Source organism: Martinezella hainanensis, assembly GCF_900094555.1.
GTDB classification, from domain to species: Bacteria; Pseudomonadota; Alphaproteobacteria; order Rhizobiales; family Rhizobiaceae; genus Rhizobium; species Rhizobium hainanense.
Genome location: NZ_FMAC01000001.1, coordinates 1026743 through 1045096, shown reverse-complemented (window position 1 = coordinate 1045096; position 18354 = coordinate 1026743). Strand labels below are relative to the sequence as shown.

Sequence of the window (18354 nt, the reverse complement as noted above, 5' to 3'; positions counted from 1 at the left end):
GCCATGGCGCTCGCCCGCAACCGACGCCATCAGAGAAGCGTCGACTATTGGCCAGGCTTTGTTGATGCGCTGTCCACGCTGCTCATGGCGATCATGTTCCTGCTGACGGTATTCGTCGTCGGCCAGTTCATTCTCAGTCGCGAAATTTCCGGGCGTGACGAGGTGCTCAATCGCCTCAACAGCCGCATCAACGACCTGGTGCAGCAACTGGCGCTGGAAAAGAGCGGCAAACAGGATCTTGAAGACGCCGTCGCCAATCTGCAGGCGTCGCTGTCATCGGCGGAAAGCGAACGCTCGCGGCTGCAGGCATTGCTCGCCGCGGGTTCCGGCAACAGCCAGGCGGCGGAACAGCGCGCCGGCTCGCTTTCGCAGGAGCTCGACGCGCAGAAGCAGGTGAGCGCGCGGGCAATGAGCCAGGTTGATCTCCTCAACCAGCAGATTGCCGCCTTGCGCAGCCAGATTGCCGCCGTGGAGGCTGCTCTTCAGGCATCGGAGGCCAAGGACCAGTCCTCACAGGTGAAGATCGCCGATCTCGGCCGCCGGCTGAACGTCGCGCTGGCGCAACGGGTGCAGGAGCTGAACCGCTATCGTTCCGACTTCTTCGGTCGCTTGCGCGAAATCCTTTCGGACCGCGACAATATCCGCATCGTCGGCGACCGCTTCGTCTTCCAGTCCGAAGTGCTGTTTCCTTCCGGCGCTGCCGATCTCAATCCGGCGGGACAGGCGGAGATGACCAAGCTTGCGGCGGCTCTCATTGATCTCGCCAAGGAAATTCCGCCTGAGATCAATTGGGTGCTGCGCGTCGACGGCCATACGGACAATGTTCCGCTTTCGGGAACTGGCCGTTATCCCGACAACTGGGCGCTGTCATCCGCACGCGCCATCGCTGTCGTCAAATTCCTGATCTCACAGGGCGTTCCCGCCGACAGGCTCGTTGCCGCCGGCTTCGGTGAATTCCAGCCGATCGCTCCCGGCGATACGCCGGATGCACGCGCCACCAATCGCCGTATCGAGCTGAAACTGACTGAAAAGTAGTCGCTCAACCGATCTTCGGCGAGATGAGATCGAGACGGTGCTGCAGGAATTGCCGCACGGCCTCGCTGTCACTGAGGCCGATTGCGGTTCGATAGGCACTGGAGGCGCTTTCTGCATCTCCAGCCTCGGCGAGCAGGTGGGCGCGCACGGCCCAATAAGGCTGATAGTTGACAATTTCGCGCTCGGCCATCCGCTCAAGGAGAGCCAACCCCGCAGCAGAACCTTCCACTTTGCCCGTCACCGCCGCGTGGCCGACGCGCGCGCCGGCCGTCGGCTTCATGATCACAAGCGCTTCATAGAGCTTGGCCAGAGCAGCCCAGTCGGTCGCGCCGGAGCGTCGCCGGTCGGCATGCACGGATTGGATCGCAGCCTGGCACTGGAACGGACCGAAACGCCCGAACGCGCCAGCCTTTCGCAACAGATTATCGGCTTCCACGATCATTTCGGCATCCCAAAGGGCCATTTCCTGTTGGTCGAGAGGGACATATCGTCCATTCGCGTCGCGCCGTGCTTCACGACGGGACTGGCTGTAGAGCATCAGCGACAACAAGCCCGCCGCCTCCGGCTCCTGGGGCAGGGTCGCAAGCAGAGTGCGGCCGAGCCAGATGGCCTCATCCGCCAGGGATCTCTGCTTGCCGATCTCTCCGTCGACCCCGTCCCAGCCGAGGCCATAGGCGGCATATATCGCCGAGAGCACGCTTTCCAATCGGTCCGGCAACACGGATCGCTCGGGAACGATAAAAGGAATATGTGCGTCGCGGATCTTGATTTTCGCCCGCACCAGCCGCTGGCTCATGGCCTGCGGCGAAACGAGGAAGGCCTTTGCGATGGTTGCGGCATCGACGGCCAGTACGGATTGCAGCATCAGCGGGGTGTGAGCCGAACGATCCAGAGCCGGATGAGCGCAGACGAAGAGGAGCTTCAGGCGCTCATCCGGAAAAGTGGAATTGTCGGCATTCATGCGTTCCTCCGCTTCTTCGAAGGCCATCATGATCCTGTCGCGCGCTCCGGCCCTGACATTTTCGTGCCTGACCCCGCGAAGGAGGTTGCGCTTGGCTGCAACCAGCAGCCAGGCTTCCGGATTGTCGGGGATGCCGCGTTCCGGCCAGGTACTCAACGCTGCCGCGATCGCATCGGACAAAGCGTCCTCGGCTGCCGGCACGTCGCGGAAGCGCGCGGCGAGAAAAGCAATCAGCTTGCCGTAGGATTGACGCGCCGCTTGCTCGGCAGCGCGTCGGGCATCCAATGCCATGATGGTTACATCTGCAATCGCGGCCGTATCTCGACCGAGCCTTGCTGGGAGATCGGTATGCGCAGAGCCCATTCCAGTGCGGCATCGAGATCCGGCACGTCGATCAGATAGAAGCCGCCAAGCTGCTCCTTACCGTCGGGGAAGGGACCGTCCTTTACCTCATGGTCCTCACCCTGGCGACGAACGACCGTTGCCGTTTCTGGCGCGGTCAATCCCGCGCCTCCCGTCATGATGCCGGCCTGGATAAGTGCTTGCGTGTAGGCGATCCAACCGTTCTTATAGGTCGGATCGGCGCGACGTTCAAAATCCTCGGCTGATTCACGGATGATCAAAGCATATTGCATGAGATAAGTCTCCCATTTGCAGTTTTGACGATGGCCGGACGGCGTGCCTGCAAAGCTGAATGCCGGAATATACAACACCGCTGGCAAAACGGCTTCCTGCCGCTTCGACATAATGAGCCGTGAGCCGAGGCGAATTCGACATTCGCGAAAAGATTTTTGAAATTCGCTGCCCAAAAATCAAAACGGCCGGCATACCCAAGGGCAGCCGGCCGGAAATGGCTTTACAGCGGATACTTGACGCGAAGTCTTAGGCCGTTGCGATGGTCTGGTCGTCGATGACGGCGCCGCCGACGTGAGCCTTGATCGATTCGATGGCATGCAGGGCCGAGGCTTTCGCCTTATAGCCTTCCGAACCGAACATGGTTTCGCCGTTCGAGGCCTTGAAGCGGAAGCGAAACTCGCCGGCCTTGTCCTTGTAGACTTCAAATTTATACATGGTTCTCGTCTCCTAGAATCGCGTCAGCGCGGGATAACGCTGAAAATCTAGCTCAACTTTGAAACTATTTCCACAAGGTTGTATTTGGCGCGATTTGCCCGGTTATCGCTATTTCGCGATCAGCATATGTTCCTCGATGCCGGCGTCGAATTGCAGGCGCGCAAGCTTGGCGTAGATACCGCCGTGGCGGATCAGGCTTTGATGCGTGCCTTCCTCGACGATGCGGCCCTGATCGAGCACCAGAATGCGGTCGGCCTTGAGCACGGTCGCCAGGCGGTGGGCGATGACGAGGGTCGTACGGGCCTCCATCAAGCCTTCCAGCGCCTTCTGCACCAGCGTCTCGCTCTCGGCGTCGAGTGCGGAGGTTGCCTCGTCAAGCAGGAGGATCGGCGCATTCTTCAGGATGGCGCGGGCAATGGCAACGCGCTGGCGCTGGCCGCCTGACAGTGTCACCCCGCGCTCGCCGACCTGAGTGTCATATCCTTCTTCCAGGCGCGAGATGAATTCATCCGCCTGTGCGGCCATCGCGGCGGCACGCACTTCGTCGCGCGAGGCGCCAGGGCGGCCGAAGGCGATGTTGTCATGAATGGAGGCGGCAAAGATCGTGGTGTCCTGAGGCACGATGGCGATGCGCTCACGCAGTGCATCCGGCAGGACGTCGCGCGCATCGACGCCGTCGATAGCGACGTGGCCTTTCTGCGGATCGTAGAAGCGCAGCAGCAGCGAAAAGATGGTGCTCTTGCCGGCACCAGACGCGCCGACGATCGCGACGGTCTCCCCCGGTTTCACAGAGAAGGAGAGCCCATGCAGAGCCGATCTATTTGGTCGCGACGGGTAGGAGAAGTGGACATCGGAGAATTCGACGCGGCCCTGTGGCGGCTGCGGCAAGGGCAGGGGATTGACGGGGGCGGCAATGGGGGACACTTCGGCAAGCAGCTCGCCCAGGCGGTCGGCAGCACCCGCGGCCTGGGACAGTTCGCCCCAGACTTCCGACAGGGAACCGAGCGAAGAGCCGGCGATGACGGAGTAAAGCAGGAACTGGCCGAGGGTGCCGGCCGACATGGTGCCGGCGAGAACATTCTGCGCACCGACCCAGAGAACCGCGACAATGCTGCCGAAGACCATGGCGATGGCGAAGCCCGTCAGCAGCGAGCGGGATCTGATCGCCGCGCGCGCCGCCCGATATGCATCCTCGACGGCGCTGCCATAGCGCTGAGCGGCGGCGTCCTCGCCGTTATAGGCCTGAATGGTGCGGTTGGCCGCGATGGTCTCGTTGGCATAGGCCGATGCCTGCGCCAGCGTCTCCTGCGCGGCGCGCGAGCGTTTGCGCACCGAGCGGCCGAAACTGACCAGCGGCAGGACGATGATCGGAATGGCGATCAAAACGATGCTCGACAGCTTCGGGCTGGTGACGATCATCATGATCACGGCGCCGAGACAGAGGATGAGGTTGCGCAGCGCGACGGAGGCAGTAGCGCCGACCGCGGACTTGATCTGTGTCGTGTCGGCCGTCAGCCGCGAGACGATCTCGCCCGACTGGTTGACGTCAAAGAAGGACGGCGACAGCCGCGTGACATGGTCGAAGACTTCGCGGCGCATGTCGGAGACGATGCGCTCGCCGATGGAGATGACGAAATAGTAACGCAGCGCGCTCGCGGCGGCGAGCAGCAGGGCCATGATCATGATTGCGACGAAATAGCTGTCGATCAGGCCACGGTCGGCCTCATCGAAGCCGTGATCGATCATGCGACGGACGGCGACCGGCAGAGCAAGCGAGGTGACGGCGGCGATGACGAGCGATATGATTGCGCCTGCCACCATGCCCCGATATCGCCTGAGGTATGGCGCCAGTCGTCCCAGAGGACGGATTGAACGGGTTTTCTTTTCCTCAGCCTGGCCAGTCTCTGACAAGTCGTCTCCAATCCCCATATCAGCAAGGGACTTGACGTTTCGCCCCTTGTTATCGCCGCTGCCTTCATGTATAGGCACGCCATCTTAATTGGAAGCCGTGGCCTTTAACGGACTGCGGCTTCATTTATTCAATCGGTTCGGTTGCCGCAATGCCTTGCGACAAATGGACCCTGGCATGACAGGAAGATTGTTATGAAGGCCAACATTCATCCCGACTACCACACGATCAAGGTAGTCATGACCGACGGCACCGAATATGAAACCCGCTCGACCTGGGGTTCTGAAGGCGCTGTCATGAACCTCGAAATCGACTCCAAGTCCCATCCGGCTTGGACCGGCGGCAACCAGCAGATGATGGACCGTGCCGGCCGCGTTTCGAAGTTCAACAAGCGCTTCGGCGGTCTCGGCATCTAATCGCATTGCGATTTGCCGTTTGAAAAGAGCCCGGCTTGGCCGGGCTTTTTGCGTTGATATAATTGTGCGGCGCCTCATCGCGTGCGCCGCAGATAATCGGCCCGATCGAATGGGTTTGCGCCCGTGCGCTCCCGCACATGCCGTAGGCCCGACAGCGGCGCATAATGGTCGAAGGCGTGATCCAGGACGCCGGCTCCTGCCGACAATCCCGGCAATTGCCTTTGGATGGCCTGGATCATCGATGATGACACCGTACCTTCCAGCCGCGCCAATCCATCGTCGATCAGCGATCTTCTCATCGATGCGCCGGATTTCGCGAGCAGGCTGTGCACGGCGGCGAGCGCCGTTGCCGGTATCTCAATGTGAAAATGCTCGATGGGCTCGCAGAGGATGGTTTGGGCTGACAGCAGTGCGGAAGCGAGCACCAGCGGCGTCAGCTTGCGAAAATCCACCGCCGTGCTCGCCGGCGAACTCTGTCGCGCCGCCGTCATGGCGACATGGCAATCGATGATCTGCCATCCCAGGAGACCCTCCTTCAGCGTTTCGAACGTGGCTTCCTCGACAGCGCGATAGAAGCTTGCGGGCATCTGGCCGACCTCCACCTCCAGGGCGAAACTATTGCCGGCGCCGTCCGGCCGAGGCTCGACGCGCAAGCCGACCGTTGCGAGAAACGGATTGGGCTCCTTGAAGATCAATTCGACGGCGCTTCCGGTTCCAGCCAGCCTTTCGACATAGATGACGGTGCTTTCCTCGAAAGTGATGTCCAGGCCGAACTCGGTTAAGAGGGTTGCCTGGATGACCTCTTTCTGCACCTCGCCGTAAAGCGAGACATAGATGTCGCCCGTCTCTTCATTGGCACGCAGGTTGATGAGCGGATCCTGCTCTGCAAGTTGGCCGAGGGCCAGCCAGAGTGCGGCATTCTCCGAGGGACGCATGGCGCGGATGCGGGTTTCCAAGGTGGGCGGCGCGAAATGGCGAAGCGTGCAGGGCGAGTTTCCGGTGCCGATCCAATCGCCGATCCGGGCATTCGGGAGGCCGCCGACCTTGGCGATCTGTCCCGCGCTGATCTGCGCAACCTTGTCTGTCCGGCCATCGCGGAAAAGCTGAAGGCTGCTGACCTTTGCGGAGCCGTTCGCCGTCTCGATATCGTCGCGAAGACCGATCGTGCCCGATGCCATGTAGAGATAGGCGAGCTTCTCGCCACCCCATCCGCGTTCGATCTTGAAGATTGTCCCGGAAACCGGGCTGTCGGGGTTCGGCTGCCGGCTGGGCAACAGGGTTTCGATCGCCGAGATCAGGGCAGGGATGCCGAGGCCCCGTGTCGCTGCACCGGCAAATGCCGGATGGATCAGAGACTTCGCCACCTGATCGGCAAGGGCCTGTTCCAGCCTCTGCCGCGTCAGGCGTTCCGCGTCCAGAACGTAATCCTCCAGCAAAGCCTCGTCGTTGGCTGAAAGCGTTTCGCATAGGCGCGAGAAATGGGGATCGCTTCCGATATCGGCAGCCTCCACGGTGGCGAGCCTGCTGCTACCGGCGTTGCTGACATCAGACATGGCGACCGGACGAACCGCCAACTGGCTCGCAATATCCTCAAGAACCTCATCATAGCGGGCGCCGAGGCGATCGACTTTGTTGATGAAGAACACGAAGGGGATGCCGAGGCGCCGCAATGCTCTGACGAGCACGCGGGTCTGCGATTGCACGCCTTCGACCGCCGAAACCACGACCACGGCGGCATCGAGCAATTGCAGGATCCGTTCGATCTCGGCGATGAAATCCGGGTGGCCCGGCGTGTCGATGAGATTGACAGTCACGTCACCGATGGTGAACGACACCACCGCCGCTGCGATGGTGATGCCGCGTTGTCTTTCGAGTTCGAGACTGTCGGTCTGTGTGCTGCCGGCGTCGACGCTGCCGAGTTTGTCGATTATGCCGGTATCGAAAAGGAGCCGTTCCGTAAGGCTAGTCTTGCCCGCGTCTACATGGGCGAGAATGCCCAGATTCAATGTGCGCATGGTCCATCATCTTCTCAGAATTTCGGATGTGATTTTCGTGAGAAGTGAGTCGGCGCATTGGGTCCTCCACGCGGATTCGATATCGGCTTGCCCGTCTCCCGTTTGAGAGGCAGGCACTCTTTTTTACAGATGTTTCGCGGAATCCGTCAAGCTTTGCCCGATTTCTACTCAGGGCTTAACTCTGTGTGCGGCTTGTTCGGAGCTCAGAACGATTGCTCAAAACAAAACCGGCCGCGCCAGGCACGACCGGTTCGAATTCATTATTTGTAGCGTGGGGCTCAGTTGCCGCCAAATGCGGTCTGCAACAGGGTCAGCTGTGCCTTGACGCTGTTCTGGTTGTCCGGAACGATTGCGGGTTCCGTCGGACGGTAGATTTCGCGGTCGAGGATGGCGACGCGGTTCTGGAGGCGCAGCGAGCGCTCGACGAGATCGCGGAAGGATTCCGGAAGATCGTTCCAGCCCGGAGCGTTGCGGTCGACATTGAAGCCGTCGAGGCGAACCTTGTTCTTTTCGGCAAGTACCTGATCGCGCGACATTTCGCCGTTGTTGACGGCGCGCTGCAGCAGCAGCCAGGAAGCCATCTGCATGAGGCGGGTGGTCAGCCGCATGGATTCGGCGGCGTAGAGTACGGAGGCCATGCGCGGCAGAACCTTGGAAGCGGCGCGGCCCTGGCCATCGAGATAGCCAGCGGTTTCCTCGACCAGCGACATGCCTTCAGAATAGAGTGCCCTGAACTGTGCCGACGATGCGGCGTGGCCAGCAAAGCTGATCGTGTTCAACCCAAGTTCCGACATCGAATAAATCCCTGCTTCACGCAACACTTTTGTTCAGGAAAAGCCGGTCAAGTCCCTAAGAGCTTTCGGCATCCGCTTTTATGACTTTAAGATGGTCATTTTAACTGAAATTCGCAAGGCGATTCTTAAGAAAGGGTTAATCTCCACAGTTTCGGCGAGGTCCGTGATACAGGACAAAAAAGAAGAGCCGCAAAAGCGGCTCTCAAGGTAAAACAGGGAGAAAAATCAGACCAATTCGCCAAGTGGAGGAACTGTCTGAGTCCAGAGCGAATCTGGATGGTCATAGTAATATGTCGTAAAGCTTAATATTCAGTTGAGCATGCCTTAATCCAGGACTGCACCGCACAGATTTTGAGCTACAGCCAAGCGCCTTGGAGCACAGTATCAGAAGCGGAAAAGACTATCCGCCGCCTTGCGGCCGGAGGCCTTGGTGGCGATTTCCTCTTCCAGCCGGGCTATCTCGCCCTGGAGCAATGCGACGCGGCTCTTCAGCTCGTCCACGGATAGCAGCGATAGATCGCTACCGATCTCGTGGGCGGACGGCGGCTTGGGACGATCATCATCGAAAATGCTCATTTCGGCTCCTCCTTCCCTCTGCGAGGGGGTCAGGTGCCGTAATTTACAGTTATATCGTCCTTTTTTGAAGTCTCGCTTCGCGCGAGTGCCATGCTCTCCGGCGTGATCATCTGTGCGTTGGCCGACGGCATGGTCGTATAGGCGTCACGATCGCCCGCCGGCTTGGCGGCGCGGCGGCGGCTGCGGAAGATCGAATAGGAGGTAATCAGCACGTGGGCGATGGCGGTGACGAAGAACAGCGAGTAGGGGCCGATGGAAGACATGACCGGGCCGCTCAGCGTCGGGCCGATGATCGTGCCGATGCCATAGAGCAGCAGCAGCCCGCCTGAAACCTTGACGAAATCCTCCGGCGCGGCGAAGTCGTTGGCATGGGCAACGGCGATCGGATAGAGCGTGTTGGCGACCGCGCCATAGACGACGACCATGCCAATAAGGAAGAAGGGGCTGCCGGGCTTCAGCAGGAAGAGCAGAATGCCATCGATCGCGGCGATTGCAGCCATGCCCGCCAGCACGTAGCGGCGGTCGATGCGATCGGACAGGCGGCCGGCCGGCAGTTGCATGACGGCGCCGGCAAAGATGGTCAAGCTCATCATCAGCGCGATGTCGCTCTCGGAGAGGCCGGCATTGGCGCCGAAGACGGCGCCGAGCGTGCCATAGGCGCCGTTGGCGATGCCGACGAGCAGAATGCCGATCGAGGCGACGGGGGAGTTGCGGTAGAGCGCCTTGAGGTCAAGGCTGACGGCCTTCAGCGGCTGGGGCGAGGCGGCGGTCGACAGCGTCGTCGGCAGCATGGCGACGCAATAGCAGATGCCGCACATCATGAAGAGGATGGGCGTGTGGATATCCGCGAAGGGCACCATCATCTGGCCGGCGACGGCGCCGATCAGCGTGATGCCGATATAGAGCGAGAAGATCGCGCCGCGGCTTTCGTTGGTGGCGCGCTCGTTGAGCCAGCTCTCGATAATCATCGAGGTGCCGGCGGTGCAGAAGCCGGTCACGGCGCGAAGCACCACCCACCAGGTCGCATCGACGACGATGCCTGTCAAAAGCGCGATGATGGCGATGACCGAGATGAAGCCCGAAAAGGCACGGACATGGCCGATGCGCCTGACCAGCTTCGGGGCCGTCAGGCAGCCGAGCACGAAGCCGGTCGCCCAGGTGGTGCCGAGCAGGCCGAGCGTCGTCGTCGCATAGCCTTCGGCCGTACCGCGCACCGGCAGCAGCAGGCTGTGCAGGCCGTTGCCCGTAAACAGGAATAGCGTGCCGAACAGCAGAGCGAGTACCGGCAATATGTTTCTTTTCATGCTCCCCACCTTCATGCGGCTCCATTTTTGGGAGCCGATAAGACAGGATCCCGCCCTGCCTGTTTTCGCTATTGATTGTGTCCCGGATTGCCGCTATCGGCCTGTAGAAACAGTCTGTTGGCGCGGAAAAATGTCCGTCCTATGACGATTAGAGCATGATCGCGAAAGCCGTGCAGCGGTTTTTGGTCGCGGCTGCCCTCACTCTTGCATAAACGGGGGAAAAATAGCGTGACAAAAGCCATAGCGCTGCTGCTCCTGCTCGCCATGGCGGTGCATATCATCAAGCCTTTGGGGCTGCCGGGTCTGAAGCGCAGGGCAGATTTCTGGAAGATCGCGATCTTCGCCTTTGCGATCTGGACGGTGGCACTGCTGATCAACGAGGCGTTTTAGCGCATTTCAGGCCGGGATTCGGGCTCCTGGCCAATCGCACGCCGCTCCCTTAGAGCAGGATCTCGCCGCGCATGACCGAGACGCAGCTGCCTGACAGCAAGACTTCATTTACCGTGCCGGCAGATTTCCTGGCATCAACGCCGATGACGCTGCGTCTTCCCATCTCCACGCCCTGCTCGATGGTGATTTTTATTTCCGCATCCCGTGCCGGCAGCAGCGAAGTCAGATAGGCGCCGAGTGCGGCCGATGCGCTGCCGGTCGCCGGGTCTTCCGTCACATTGTCGAGCGGGGCAAACATGCGGGCACGGATAGCCCACGGGTTTTTGGAGGAACGCACGTAGAGAAAGAGCGAGAAGCCGGTCTTGTCTTCCTTGTGCCGCGCGGCTGCCTCGGCAAAGACGGCCGCATTCGGCCATGCCTTGCCAAGCGTTTCGAGGCTGTCCAGTTCCGCAAAGGCGAAGGGCAGACCGACGGATGCGAAAACTGGCGCGTGGGTCGTGTGGTGGATCGATTGCGGATCGATCTGCACGCAAGCGGCAATCAGATCGTCGGCAATGGTCTCGCCGATCGTAAGCCTGCCCGGTGCGCGGATGCTTGCGCCGGAGACGCCGCCACCGTCGCGCAACAAAGTGACCTCCACGAGCCCGGCTTCTTCTTCGAAGATCAGCCTGTCGCCTGTCGGTTTTCCGAAGATCGCTTGCTGCTGGCCGAGAACGAAAGCGGTGCCGACATTGGGATGACCGGCAAACGGGATTTCGGCCGTGGGCGTGAAGATGCGAACACGTGCCGTGTGGCTGGGATTTTCCGGCGGTAGCACGAAAGTCGTTTCCGAATAGCAGAACTCGGTCGCGATCTTCTGCATCGCATCGCTGCTCAGGCCGCGCGCATCCGGGATGACCGCCAGCGGATTGCCGACGAAGCGTTCGGACGTGAAGACGTCGATGGTGACATAGGCAACGGTGTTCATGGCAGCCCCCAGAGCTTCGGTAGATCTGCAAGGATTTAGCCGTTGCTCGGCCAAGCCTGAAAGCTGGAACTTGTGCCCGTGACAAGTTCACTGGAGCAATTCCAGTAAAAGTGCGCAGCGGTTTTCCGTCCGGAATTGCGTAAAAGCAAAAGGCTATAGCGACCTTTTCAGGAGAGGCGCCCTTCACCCCCCCCCCCGACTTGCAAGTTTGCGGCGTGGATGAAGATCGCGTCAGTTATTCTGGAACTGCTTGAGCACGCTGGACCAGAGTTCGACCAGCTCGGCGCTGCCTATATCGCCAGGCTTCGCACGTACCGCAGTGTGTACGAGGACCAGATGCGTCGTTGGATCGACGAGGATGCGCTGGCCTGCCCGACCATCCAGAAAGAACGTTCGGCGAGGACCGGGCATCAGCCAGGTCTGATAGCCGTAGCCCCAGGGGTTCGTCTCGTGATTGACCGCAAGGAACGAGTCTTGCTTGACCGGCTGCGTCGCATCCAGCAGCCATTGGCGCGGGATGATCTGCCGGCCGTTCAAGGCGCCATCATGGGCAAGCAGCATGCCAAAGCGGGCGTAGTCCCGAAGCGTCGCACTGAAGCAGCAGTAGCCGACTTCCTGGCCCGTTTTGTCGACCTGCCAGTTCGCGCTGGCTTCAGCACCCATCGGCTGCCATATGCGGGTCTGGAGATAGTCCGCCATGCTCATATGGGTGGCGTGGGTGAGGACGAGGCTCAGGCCCTCGGTGTCGAGATTGCTGTAGTGCCAGACTGTATCCGGAGGGGCGACCCGCTTGTTGAACCGTGATACGGCCGTAATGGGGTCGAGCTTTTCCGGACCGAGCAATGAGTTGCTGAGATGAACATTGTCGTCTGGATTGCCGAAATTTTCGGTGAAGGCGATGCCGGAGGCCATATGCAGCAAGGCGCGGATCGGCGTGCTGCCCATCTCGGTGCCCTTCAACTCGGGCACATAGGTCTGCACGGTATCGTCAATGGAGTGAATGGCACCCTCGGAAATCGCAATCCCGATCATCATGCCGGTCAATGTTTTCGCCATGGATTGCGAGACAAGGCGGTCGCGATCGGTGCGGCCATATTGGTAATGTTCGAACAGGATCGTATCGTTGTGGGCAATCAGCAATCCCGTGGTGGGATTGGTGTCGAGATACTTCGACAAGGAGGCGGTTTCGGTGCCGAAGGTGAACTTGACCGAAATCTCGGATGCGGCGCGTAAGAGCGGCAGTGGATGTTCGGCGGCGGCGATGGTGTGCGTTGGCGCAAGCTTATCGGCGTGACTGAAGTTGCCGATCATGTTGCGTTGCTCGCCGAGCGGCAGACCAACGGGATAGCCGAGTTTCTCACCGTACGCCTCTGCGTCTGGTCCGGTCGGGGAAAAGACGGGAACGGCCGTCTGCAACTGCTGGGCGCGAGCAATGTCTATTTGAGCAACTAAGACTACGGAAAGAACAGCAACAAAACTGCGCCAAGCAAGCATATGGCAACCCCTCTATTCGGCCCCTTTATTATAAGTGGGGCAACCTAGTGCCGTGCTTTCGTAACATCCATTTGACATGGTTTGTTTTCCGATATCACAGCAAACCTATTCTTGCCATTGTTGCAGTTTTGACTTGCTCTGTCCTGAACGTTCCGCTGGCCATTACCGTAAAGCAAAAAGCCCCGATCGCATCGCGACCGGGGCTTTTGATTCATTCAAATACTGGCTTGATTACTTACCGGCCTGCAGAACGGCGACGCCAGGCAGGACCTTGCCTTCCATCCATTCGAGGAATGCGCCGCCAGCCGTCGAGACATAGGTGAAGTCGTCGGCAACGCCGGCGTGGTTGAGCGCCGAAACCGTATCGCCGCCGCCGGCGACCGAGGTCAGCTTGCGTGCCTTGGTGCATTCAGCGGCATATTTGGCAACCGCGACGGTCGCCGCGTCGAAGGGAGCGATTTCGAAGGCGCCGAGCGGGCCGTTCCAGACCAGCGTCGTGGCGCGACCGATCCAGCTGTTGATCGCTTCGACCGACTTCGGGCCGACATCAAGCACCATGGCATCGGCGGGGATTGCTTCAATCGCGACCACTTCGTTATCGGCGCCAGCCTTGAATTCGCGGGCGACGACGCCGTCTTCCGGAAGCACGATCGCGCAGCCGGCGGTGGCAGCTTCGATCATGATCTGCTTGGCGGTATCGGCCAGATCATGCTCGCAGAGCGACTTGCCGACATTGGTGCCGCGAGCGGCGAGGAAGGTATTGGCCATGCCACCGCCGATGACAAGCGCATCGACCTTCTTCACGAGGTTCATCAGAAGATCGATCTTGGTGGAAACCTTGGCGCCGCCGACGATGGCGACGACCGGACGGACCGGATTGCCGAGGCCCTTTTCCAGGGCCTCAAGCTCGGCCTGCATCGTGCGGCCAGCATAGGCCGGCAGCAACTGGGCAAGGCCTTCTGTGGAGGAATGGGCGCGATGGGCGGCCGAGAAGGCGTCGTTGACATAGACGTCGCCATTGGCGGCGAGCGCCTTGGTGAAGGCTGCGTCGTTCTTCTCTTCTTCCTTATGGAAGCGGGTGTTTTCAAGCAGCAGGATGTCGCCATTGTTCATCTTGGCAACAGCGTCGGCTGCCGGGGCGCCGATGCAATCGGACGCGAACAGAACGGCGTGATCCAGCACTTCTTCGACGGCCGGTACGATGAGGCCGAGGGAAAGATCCGGCGAAGGGCCATCCTTCGGGCGGCCGAAATGGGCGAGCAGGATGACCTTGGCGCCCTTTTCCGACAATTCGAGAATCGTCGGGGCGACACGTTCGATGCGGGTCGCATCGGTGACCTTGCCATCCTTGACCGGCACGTTGAGGTCGACGCGCACGAGCACGCGCTTGCCGGTGATGTCGGTGAGATCGTCGAGAGTTTTGAAGGCTGCCATGGGAGGATCCAATATTGTTGGTGGCGAAAAGCGCGCCGACCATACTACGGATGATCGGAGACGCAAGAACCGTTCGGCGTTTCATGGGGTCGCTGAACGGTTCTATCTCCTTAGTTTTTTGCAATTTTGAACGGAAAACCGCTGCGCAGTTTTCCTGGAATTGCTCAAGCGGTTCAGGCGTCGTTTTTGCCTGTACTCGAATCGTCTGAAACAGCTTCATTCGCGCGCTCGCGCCGCTTCTGCAGATAGGCGCGGATGCTGTTCAGAATATCATGGAAATTGATGAAGATCGGCATGATGGCGGGCGGTTCCACCGCTTCGAGCGACATGCCGACCGATTGGATATGATCGTTCTCGTCGAGATCCCTGACGATGAGTATGATCTCGCCGAGACGAACACGGTCCGCATAGTCGGCCTTGCCGCCGAGACGATGGCGCATGAGCTCCGCGATAGTAAGGCCCTTTTCCTGCTCGCTCAAAAGCCCCGGTCCGTAAGCCGCATCGAGATCTGCGGCCGGGCGCAACGGTGAGATCGAGAAGGCGCCGAAGAATTCGGCGTCCTCGGGATCGACCGGTGCGCGGCTGGCGAAAAGGCGGTCGAGCAGGCGCGAGTAGTTGGGAGAGACGAAAAGATAGACGATATCGCTTTCGCGCAGGCGGCCGGCATATTGATAGCGCATGGATTTGCCGTCGCGCACGATGAGCGATGGGGTCGCCCAGCGCGGGATGCGCTCGCCGCGAAGGACGGGGCTGTCTTTCACGACACGGTAGGAGAGGAGTTCGTGGTTGACCGTGCCGGGCAGGTCGACCTCGACCTTGTCGATTGCTCCCATGCGCGGGGGAACGATGAGGCCAAGCCGGCGCGCCATCGGCTTGATGGTCCAGCCCTGGACGAGCAGCGATACCAGCACGACGATGAAGGCGACGTTGAAATAGGTCTGACCCGCCTGCAGGCCGCCGAGGATCGGTATGATCGCCAGAAGAATGGAGACTGCGCCGCGCAGGCCCACCCATGAGACGAAGCCGGTCTCGCGCTGGGTATAGTCGAAAGGCAGCAGGCAGAGCCAGACGGCGATCGGGCGGGCAATGAAGATCAGGAACAGCGCCAGCGCCACGGCGGGGATGGCGATTGCCGGAAATTCCGATGGGGTCGCGAGCAGGCCGAGAACAAGAAACATGATGATCTGTGCGAGCCAGGTCATGCCGTCCTGGAAACGCTTGATCGAGGCGGATGCCGGCAGCTTGCGATTGCCGGCATAGATGCCGGCGACATAGACGGCCAGGAAGCCGCTGCCGCCGACGGCGCCAGTAAAGGAGAAGACGAGCAGCGCCAGCGCCAGCACGAAGATGGGTGTCAGGCCGCGATCGGTTTCCAGGCGGCTGACGATGAGGACGATCATCATGCCGCCGAGCAGGCCGAGGATGACGCCAAGCCCCATCTGCTGGACGAAGGTTGCGAGCATGGCGAGGTTGATGCCGGCGTAGCCTTCGCCACTTGCGAGCAGCTCGACTAAGGCAAGCGTCAGGAAGATCGCCATCGGGTCGTTGGTGCCGGATTCGACTTCCAGCGTCGAGCGCACCTTGTCACGGATATTGATGCCGCCGATGCGCAGCAGGAAGAAGACGGCGGCCGCATCCGTCGAGGCGACGATGGAGCCGAGCAGCAGGCCCTGCAGCCAGGTGAAGCCGAGCAGCCAGGTGGTGGCGAGGCCGAACAATGCGGCGGTTACGATGACGCCAACGGAGGCGATGGTCAGCGCCGGCGCTGCGGCGAGCTTGAAGGCCTGGATCGGCGTGCCGTAACCGGAGTCGAAAAGAATGATGGCAAGCGCCAGAGAGCCGAGGATATAGGCGAGATAATTATTGGAGAACTCGATGCCGAGCCCGTCCGTACCGGCGGCAAGGCCGATCATCAGGAAGAGCAGCAGCAAGGGGGCGCCGAAACGGAAGGCGAGGAGGCTGGAGAAGGCCGCAATGAGAATGAGAACCGTGCTGATCAGCACGATGACGTAAAATGCCTCCACCTTGTCTTCCCCTTTCCGTGCGCCACTGCTGGGGCCAAAAGCCCGGAATGCCGGAGGTCTTCCCAGTTTCCATCATGTCGCCGTGCCTGGCAAATTGGCAAACACGGAATTCGTTCGGAGGAGAGTTCATGGATCGAAACTCTTTCCGACGACTGCATCGTCATGATGTGATGCGCCTTGCCAGAACGGCAAAGCGGCTCGAAACGCCCTAGGAGACTTCCAGCTTCGAAATTTACTGGTAAATCTGGACCATAGCAGGGCAGGGGATGAAAAATCGAAATGTTTTTAAGAGGATGCGTGAGCGCGCCTTGCCGGCCGCTCAGACGGCTGTGCGCCTGAAATAGATCGGATAATCGATCACCAGCCCATCCTCGTCGACCGGAAGATCGACAGTGAAATTCCTGTCTTCGGCGGCGTAGCGATAAAGTTTTTCCGGCACGATGCAGGTATAGTGCTGGCCGTCGCGCATCGGCTCGAAGGTGTCGAACGGGATATAGAGCATGGAGAGCCTGGCTGTCCCGCTTTCCGGCGTCATGTCAAGCCGACGGATCGGCAGGCTGTTGGTGAAGGGCGAGCCATAGAGATCGATATCGACGCAGCCGTCGAATTGCGTCAGCGCCGTGCCATCCTCGGTGCGCCAATGTCCCTTGCCGTCCGAGATCAGCGCCAGACGGCGGCCATCGGTGGTTTCGACGGAGAAGGAAAGAACGGCCCAATCGGCGGCGCAGTCGATGCGGTAGGAGACGCCATAGGGCGTGCCGCCACGGCCACCAATGACAATGCCGGCGGCGCGGATAACCGCAGCGCCGGCATTGTCGATAGGAGCGATCGTCAGGTGCTCCAGCCCGTCTCCTTCCATGGGACGCCAGCGGACTGTCGTCGGAAGGAGCGGGCGGAAGGCCATGATCAGATCAGCTTTGCGAAGGCGACGGCCGTGTCGGACATGCGGCTGGAGAAGCCCCACTCGTTGTCGTACCAGGACAGGACGCGCACGAAGTTGCCTTCCATGACCTTGGTCTGGTCGGTCGCGAAGATCGACGAGTGGCTGTCATGGTTGAAGTCGCGGGAAACCAGCGGCTCGTCGGTGTAGCCGAGGATGCCCTTCAGCTTGCCGTTCGATGCAGCCTTGATGGCTTCGTTGATTTCGCCGACCGTCGTTGCCTTCTTGGACACGAACTTGAAGTCGACGACCGAGACGTTCGGGGTGGGAACGCGGATCGACGTGCCGTCGAGCTTGCCCTTCAGGTGCGGCAGCACGAGACCAACGGCCTTTGCAGCACCCGTCGAGGTCGGGATCATGGACAGGGCTGCGGCGCGTGCGCGGTACAGGTCCTTGTGCATGGTGTCGAGCGTCGGCTGGTCACCAGTGTAGGAATGGATCGTCGTCATGAAGCCGTGGTCGATGCCGACGGCGTCGTCGAGTACCTTCACGACCGGCACCAGGCAGTTCGTGGTGCAGGAGGCGTTGGAGATGACCAGATGCTCCTTGGTGAGCTGGTCGTGGTTGACGCCGAAAACGACGGTGAGGTCGGCGCCGTCAGCAGGAGCCGAAACGATGACGCGCTTGGCACCGGCCGTCAGGTGAGCGGCGGCCTTGTCGCGGGCGGTGAAGATGCCCGTGCATTCCATCGCGATGTCGACGCCGAGATCGCGGTGCGGCAGGGTTGCCGGGTCCTTGATCGCCGTGACCTTGATCGGCTTGCCGCCGCCAACGATGATCGTGTCGCCTTCGACCTTCACGTCGGCGGGGAACTTGCCGTGGATGGAGTCGTAACGCAGCAGGTGTGCGTTGGTTTCAACCGGGCCGAGGTCGTTGATGGCAACGACTTCGATATCGGTGCGGCCGGATTCGACGATTGCGCGCAGAACGTTACGGCCGATACGGCCAAAGCCATTGATGGCAACTTTTACAGTCATGAATGTCACTCCCTTTCACTCAGGGTGTTTATCTATTGGATTTGAGA

Annotated in this window: 17 protein-coding genes; 3 read left to right on the top strand and 14 right to left on the bottom strand. The window is 60.5% G+C overall.

Annotated features, from left to right (window positions below):
• The first annotated feature begins 3 nt into the window (after nt 1-3).
• Nucleotides 4-1035: a peptidoglycan -binding protein gene (locus GA0061100_RS05075; protein ID WP_075851584.1), complete on the top strand. Its 1032-nt coding sequence runs from the start codon at nt 4-6 to the stop codon at nt 1033-1035.
• Between the two features lie 4 nt (nt 1036-1039).
• Here the strand turns inward: GA0061100_RS05075 and GA0061100_RS05070 are convergent, their stop codons facing one another.
• The 4 genes from GA0061100_RS05070 to GA0061100_RS05055 form a co-directional block, all read right to left on the bottom strand.
• Entirely contained in the window at nt 1040-2287 is a 1248-nt protein-coding gene (locus GA0061100_RS05070) for an RNA polymerase sigma factor (RefSeq protein ID WP_075851583.1), read from the bottom strand.
• A gap of 5 nt (nt 2288-2292) precedes the next feature.
• Entirely contained in the window at nt 2293-2631 is a 339-nt protein-coding gene (locus tag GA0061100_RS05065; protein ID WP_075851908.1) for a YciI family protein, read from the bottom strand.
• Between the two features lie 247 nt (nt 2632-2878).
• Nucleotides 2879-3067: a YegP family protein gene (locus GA0061100_RS05060; RefSeq protein ID WP_068400257.1), complete on the bottom strand. Its 189-nt coding sequence runs from the start codon at nt 3065-3067 to the stop codon at nt 2879-2881.
• Nucleotides 3068-3175: 108 nt separating this feature from the next.
• Complete coding sequence (locus GA0061100_RS05055) at nt 3176-4996, bottom strand: ABC transporter transmembrane domain-containing protein (RefSeq protein ID WP_425298669.1); 1821 nt, start codon at nt 4994-4996, stop codon at nt 3176-3178.
• 174 nt (nt 4997-5170) lie between these two features.
• Here GA0061100_RS05055 and rpmE point away from each other — a divergent pair, with 174 nt between their 5' ends.
• Nucleotides 5171-5392 (top strand): 50S ribosomal protein L31, encoded by a 222-nt coding sequence (gene rpmE / locus GA0061100_RS05050; RefSeq protein WP_034503571.1) that lies wholly within the window; start codon nt 5171-5173, stop codon nt 5390-5392.
• A 74-nt stretch (nt 5393-5466) separates the two neighbouring features.
• On the opposite strand, the gene GA0061100_RS05045 is transcribed toward rpmE, so the two are convergent.
• The 4 genes from GA0061100_RS05045 to GA0061100_RS05030 form a co-directional block, all read right to left on the bottom strand.
• Complete coding sequence (locus GA0061100_RS05045; RefSeq protein ID WP_075851581.1) at nt 5467-7407, bottom strand: elongation factor G; 1941 nt, start codon at nt 7405-7407, stop codon at nt 5467-5469.
• 278 nt (nt 7408-7685) lie between these two features.
• Nucleotides 7686-8201, bottom strand: a complete 516-nt coding sequence (gene rcdA / locus GA0061100_RS05040) for a protease adaptor protein RcdA (RefSeq protein WP_047629085.1) — start codon at nt 8199-8201, stop codon at nt 7686-7688.
• Between the two features lie 384 nt (nt 8202-8585).
• Entirely contained in the window at nt 8586-8777 is a 192-nt protein-coding gene (locus tag GA0061100_RS05035) for a DUF1192 domain-containing protein (RefSeq protein WP_075851580.1), read from the bottom strand.
• 29 nt (nt 8778-8806) lie between these two features.
• On the bottom strand, nt 8807-10081 hold the full coding sequence (locus tag GA0061100_RS05030; RefSeq protein WP_075851579.1) for an MFS transporter: 1275 nt from the start codon (nt 10079-10081) through the stop codon (nt 8807-8809).
• 228 nt (nt 10082-10309) lie between these two features.
• Here GA0061100_RS05030 and GA0061100_RS34800 point away from each other — a divergent pair, with 228 nt between their 5' ends.
• On the top strand, nt 10310-10471 hold the full coding sequence (locus GA0061100_RS34800) for a hypothetical protein (protein ID WP_167459809.1): 162 nt from the start codon (nt 10310-10312) through the stop codon (nt 10469-10471).
• Nucleotides 10472-10520: 49 nt separating this feature from the next.
• Here the strand turns inward: GA0061100_RS34800 and GA0061100_RS05025 are convergent, their stop codons facing one another.
• The 6 genes from GA0061100_RS05025 to gap form a co-directional block, all read right to left on the bottom strand.
• Nucleotides 10521-11438 (bottom strand): PhzF family phenazine biosynthesis protein, encoded by a 918-nt coding sequence (locus GA0061100_RS05025; RefSeq protein ID WP_075851578.1) that lies wholly within the window; start codon nt 11436-11438, stop codon nt 10521-10523.
• A 231-nt stretch (nt 11439-11669) separates the two neighbouring features.
• A complete protein-coding gene (locus tag GA0061100_RS05020; protein WP_075851577.1) occupies nt 11670-12932 on the bottom strand; it encodes a serine hydrolase domain-containing protein in 1263 nt (420 codons plus the stop codon).
• A 231-nt stretch (nt 12933-13163) separates the two neighbouring features.
• Nucleotides 13164-14366, bottom strand: coding sequence for a phosphoglycerate kinase (locus GA0061100_RS05015; RefSeq protein ID WP_075851576.1), 1203 nt, complete (start codon nt 14364-14366; stop codon nt 13164-13166).
• A gap of 173 nt (nt 14367-14539) precedes the next feature.
• Complete coding sequence (locus GA0061100_RS05010) at nt 14540-16390, bottom strand: potassium/proton antiporter (RefSeq protein ID WP_075851575.1); 1851 nt, start codon at nt 16388-16390, stop codon at nt 14540-14542.
• A 319-nt stretch (nt 16391-16709) separates the two neighbouring features.
• Entirely contained in the window at nt 16710-17294 is a 585-nt protein-coding gene (locus GA0061100_RS05005) for a putative glycolipid-binding domain-containing protein (protein WP_075851574.1), read from the bottom strand.
• A 2-nt stretch (nt 17295-17296) separates the two neighbouring features.
• Nucleotides 17297-18307 carry a type I glyceraldehyde-3-phosphate dehydrogenase gene (gene gap / locus GA0061100_RS05000; RefSeq protein WP_047629093.1) on the bottom strand — a complete coding sequence of 337 codons (1011 nt, stop codon included), beginning with the start codon at nt 18305-18307 and terminating at the stop codon, nt 17297-17299.
• Between the last annotated feature and the right edge of the window lie 47 nt (nt 18308-18354).

Excerpts from the sequence above, each read along its gene's own strand:
- GA0061100_RS05020 (WP_075851577.1), bottom strand. The coding sequence starts at position 12,932 with ATGCTTGCTTGGCGCAGTTTTGTTGCTGTTCTTTCCGTAGTCTTAGTT.
- GA0061100_RS05055 (WP_425298669.1), bottom strand. The coding sequence starts at position 4,996 with ATGGGGATTGGAGACGACTTGTCAGAGACTGGCCAGGCTGAGGAAAAG.
- GA0061100_RS05045 (WP_075851581.1), bottom strand. The coding sequence starts at position 7,407 with ATGCGCACATTGAATCTGGGCATTCTCGCCCATGTAGACGCGGGCAAG.
- GA0061100_RS05035 (WP_075851580.1), bottom strand. The coding sequence starts at position 8,777 with ATGAGCATTTTCGATGATGATCGTCCCAAGCCGCCGTCCGCCCACGAG.
- GA0061100_RS05070 (WP_075851583.1), bottom strand. The coding sequence starts at position 2,287 with ATGGCATTGGATGCCCGACGCGCTGCCGAGCAAGCGGCGCGTCAATCC.
- gap (WP_047629093.1), bottom strand. The coding sequence starts at position 18,307 with ATGACTGTAAAAGTTGCCATCAATGGCTTTGGCCGTATCGGCCGTAAC.
- rpmE (WP_034503571.1), top strand. The coding sequence starts at position 5,171 with ATGAAGGCCAACATTCATCCCGACTACCACACGATCAAGGTAGTCATG.
- GA0061100_RS05015 (WP_075851576.1), bottom strand. The coding sequence starts at position 14,366 with ATGGCAGCCTTCAAAACTCTCGACGATCTCACCGACATCACCGGCAAG.
- GA0061100_RS05075 (WP_075851584.1), top strand. The coding sequence starts at position 4 with ATGGCGCTCGCCCGCAACCGACGCCATCAGAGAAGCGTCGACTATTGG.
- rcdA (WP_047629085.1), bottom strand. The coding sequence starts at position 8,201 with ATGTCGGAACTTGGGTTGAACACGATCAGCTTTGCTGGCCACGCCGCA.
- GA0061100_RS05060 (WP_068400257.1), bottom strand. The coding sequence starts at position 3,067 with ATGTATAAATTTGAAGTCTACAAGGACAAGGCCGGCGAGTTTCGCTTC.
- GA0061100_RS05025 (WP_075851578.1), bottom strand. The coding sequence starts at position 11,438 with ATGAACACCGTTGCCTATGTCACCATCGACGTCTTCACGTCCGAACGC.
- GA0061100_RS05065 (WP_075851908.1), bottom strand. The coding sequence starts at position 2,631 with ATGCAATATGCTTTGATCATCCGTGAATCAGCCGAGGATTTTGAACGT.
- GA0061100_RS05030 (WP_075851579.1), bottom strand. The coding sequence starts at position 10,081 with ATGAAAAGAAACATATTGCCGGTACTCGCTCTGCTGTTCGGCACGCTA.
- GA0061100_RS05005 (WP_075851574.1), bottom strand. The coding sequence starts at position 17,294 with ATGGCCTTCCGCCCGCTCCTTCCGACGACAGTCCGCTGGCGTCCCATG.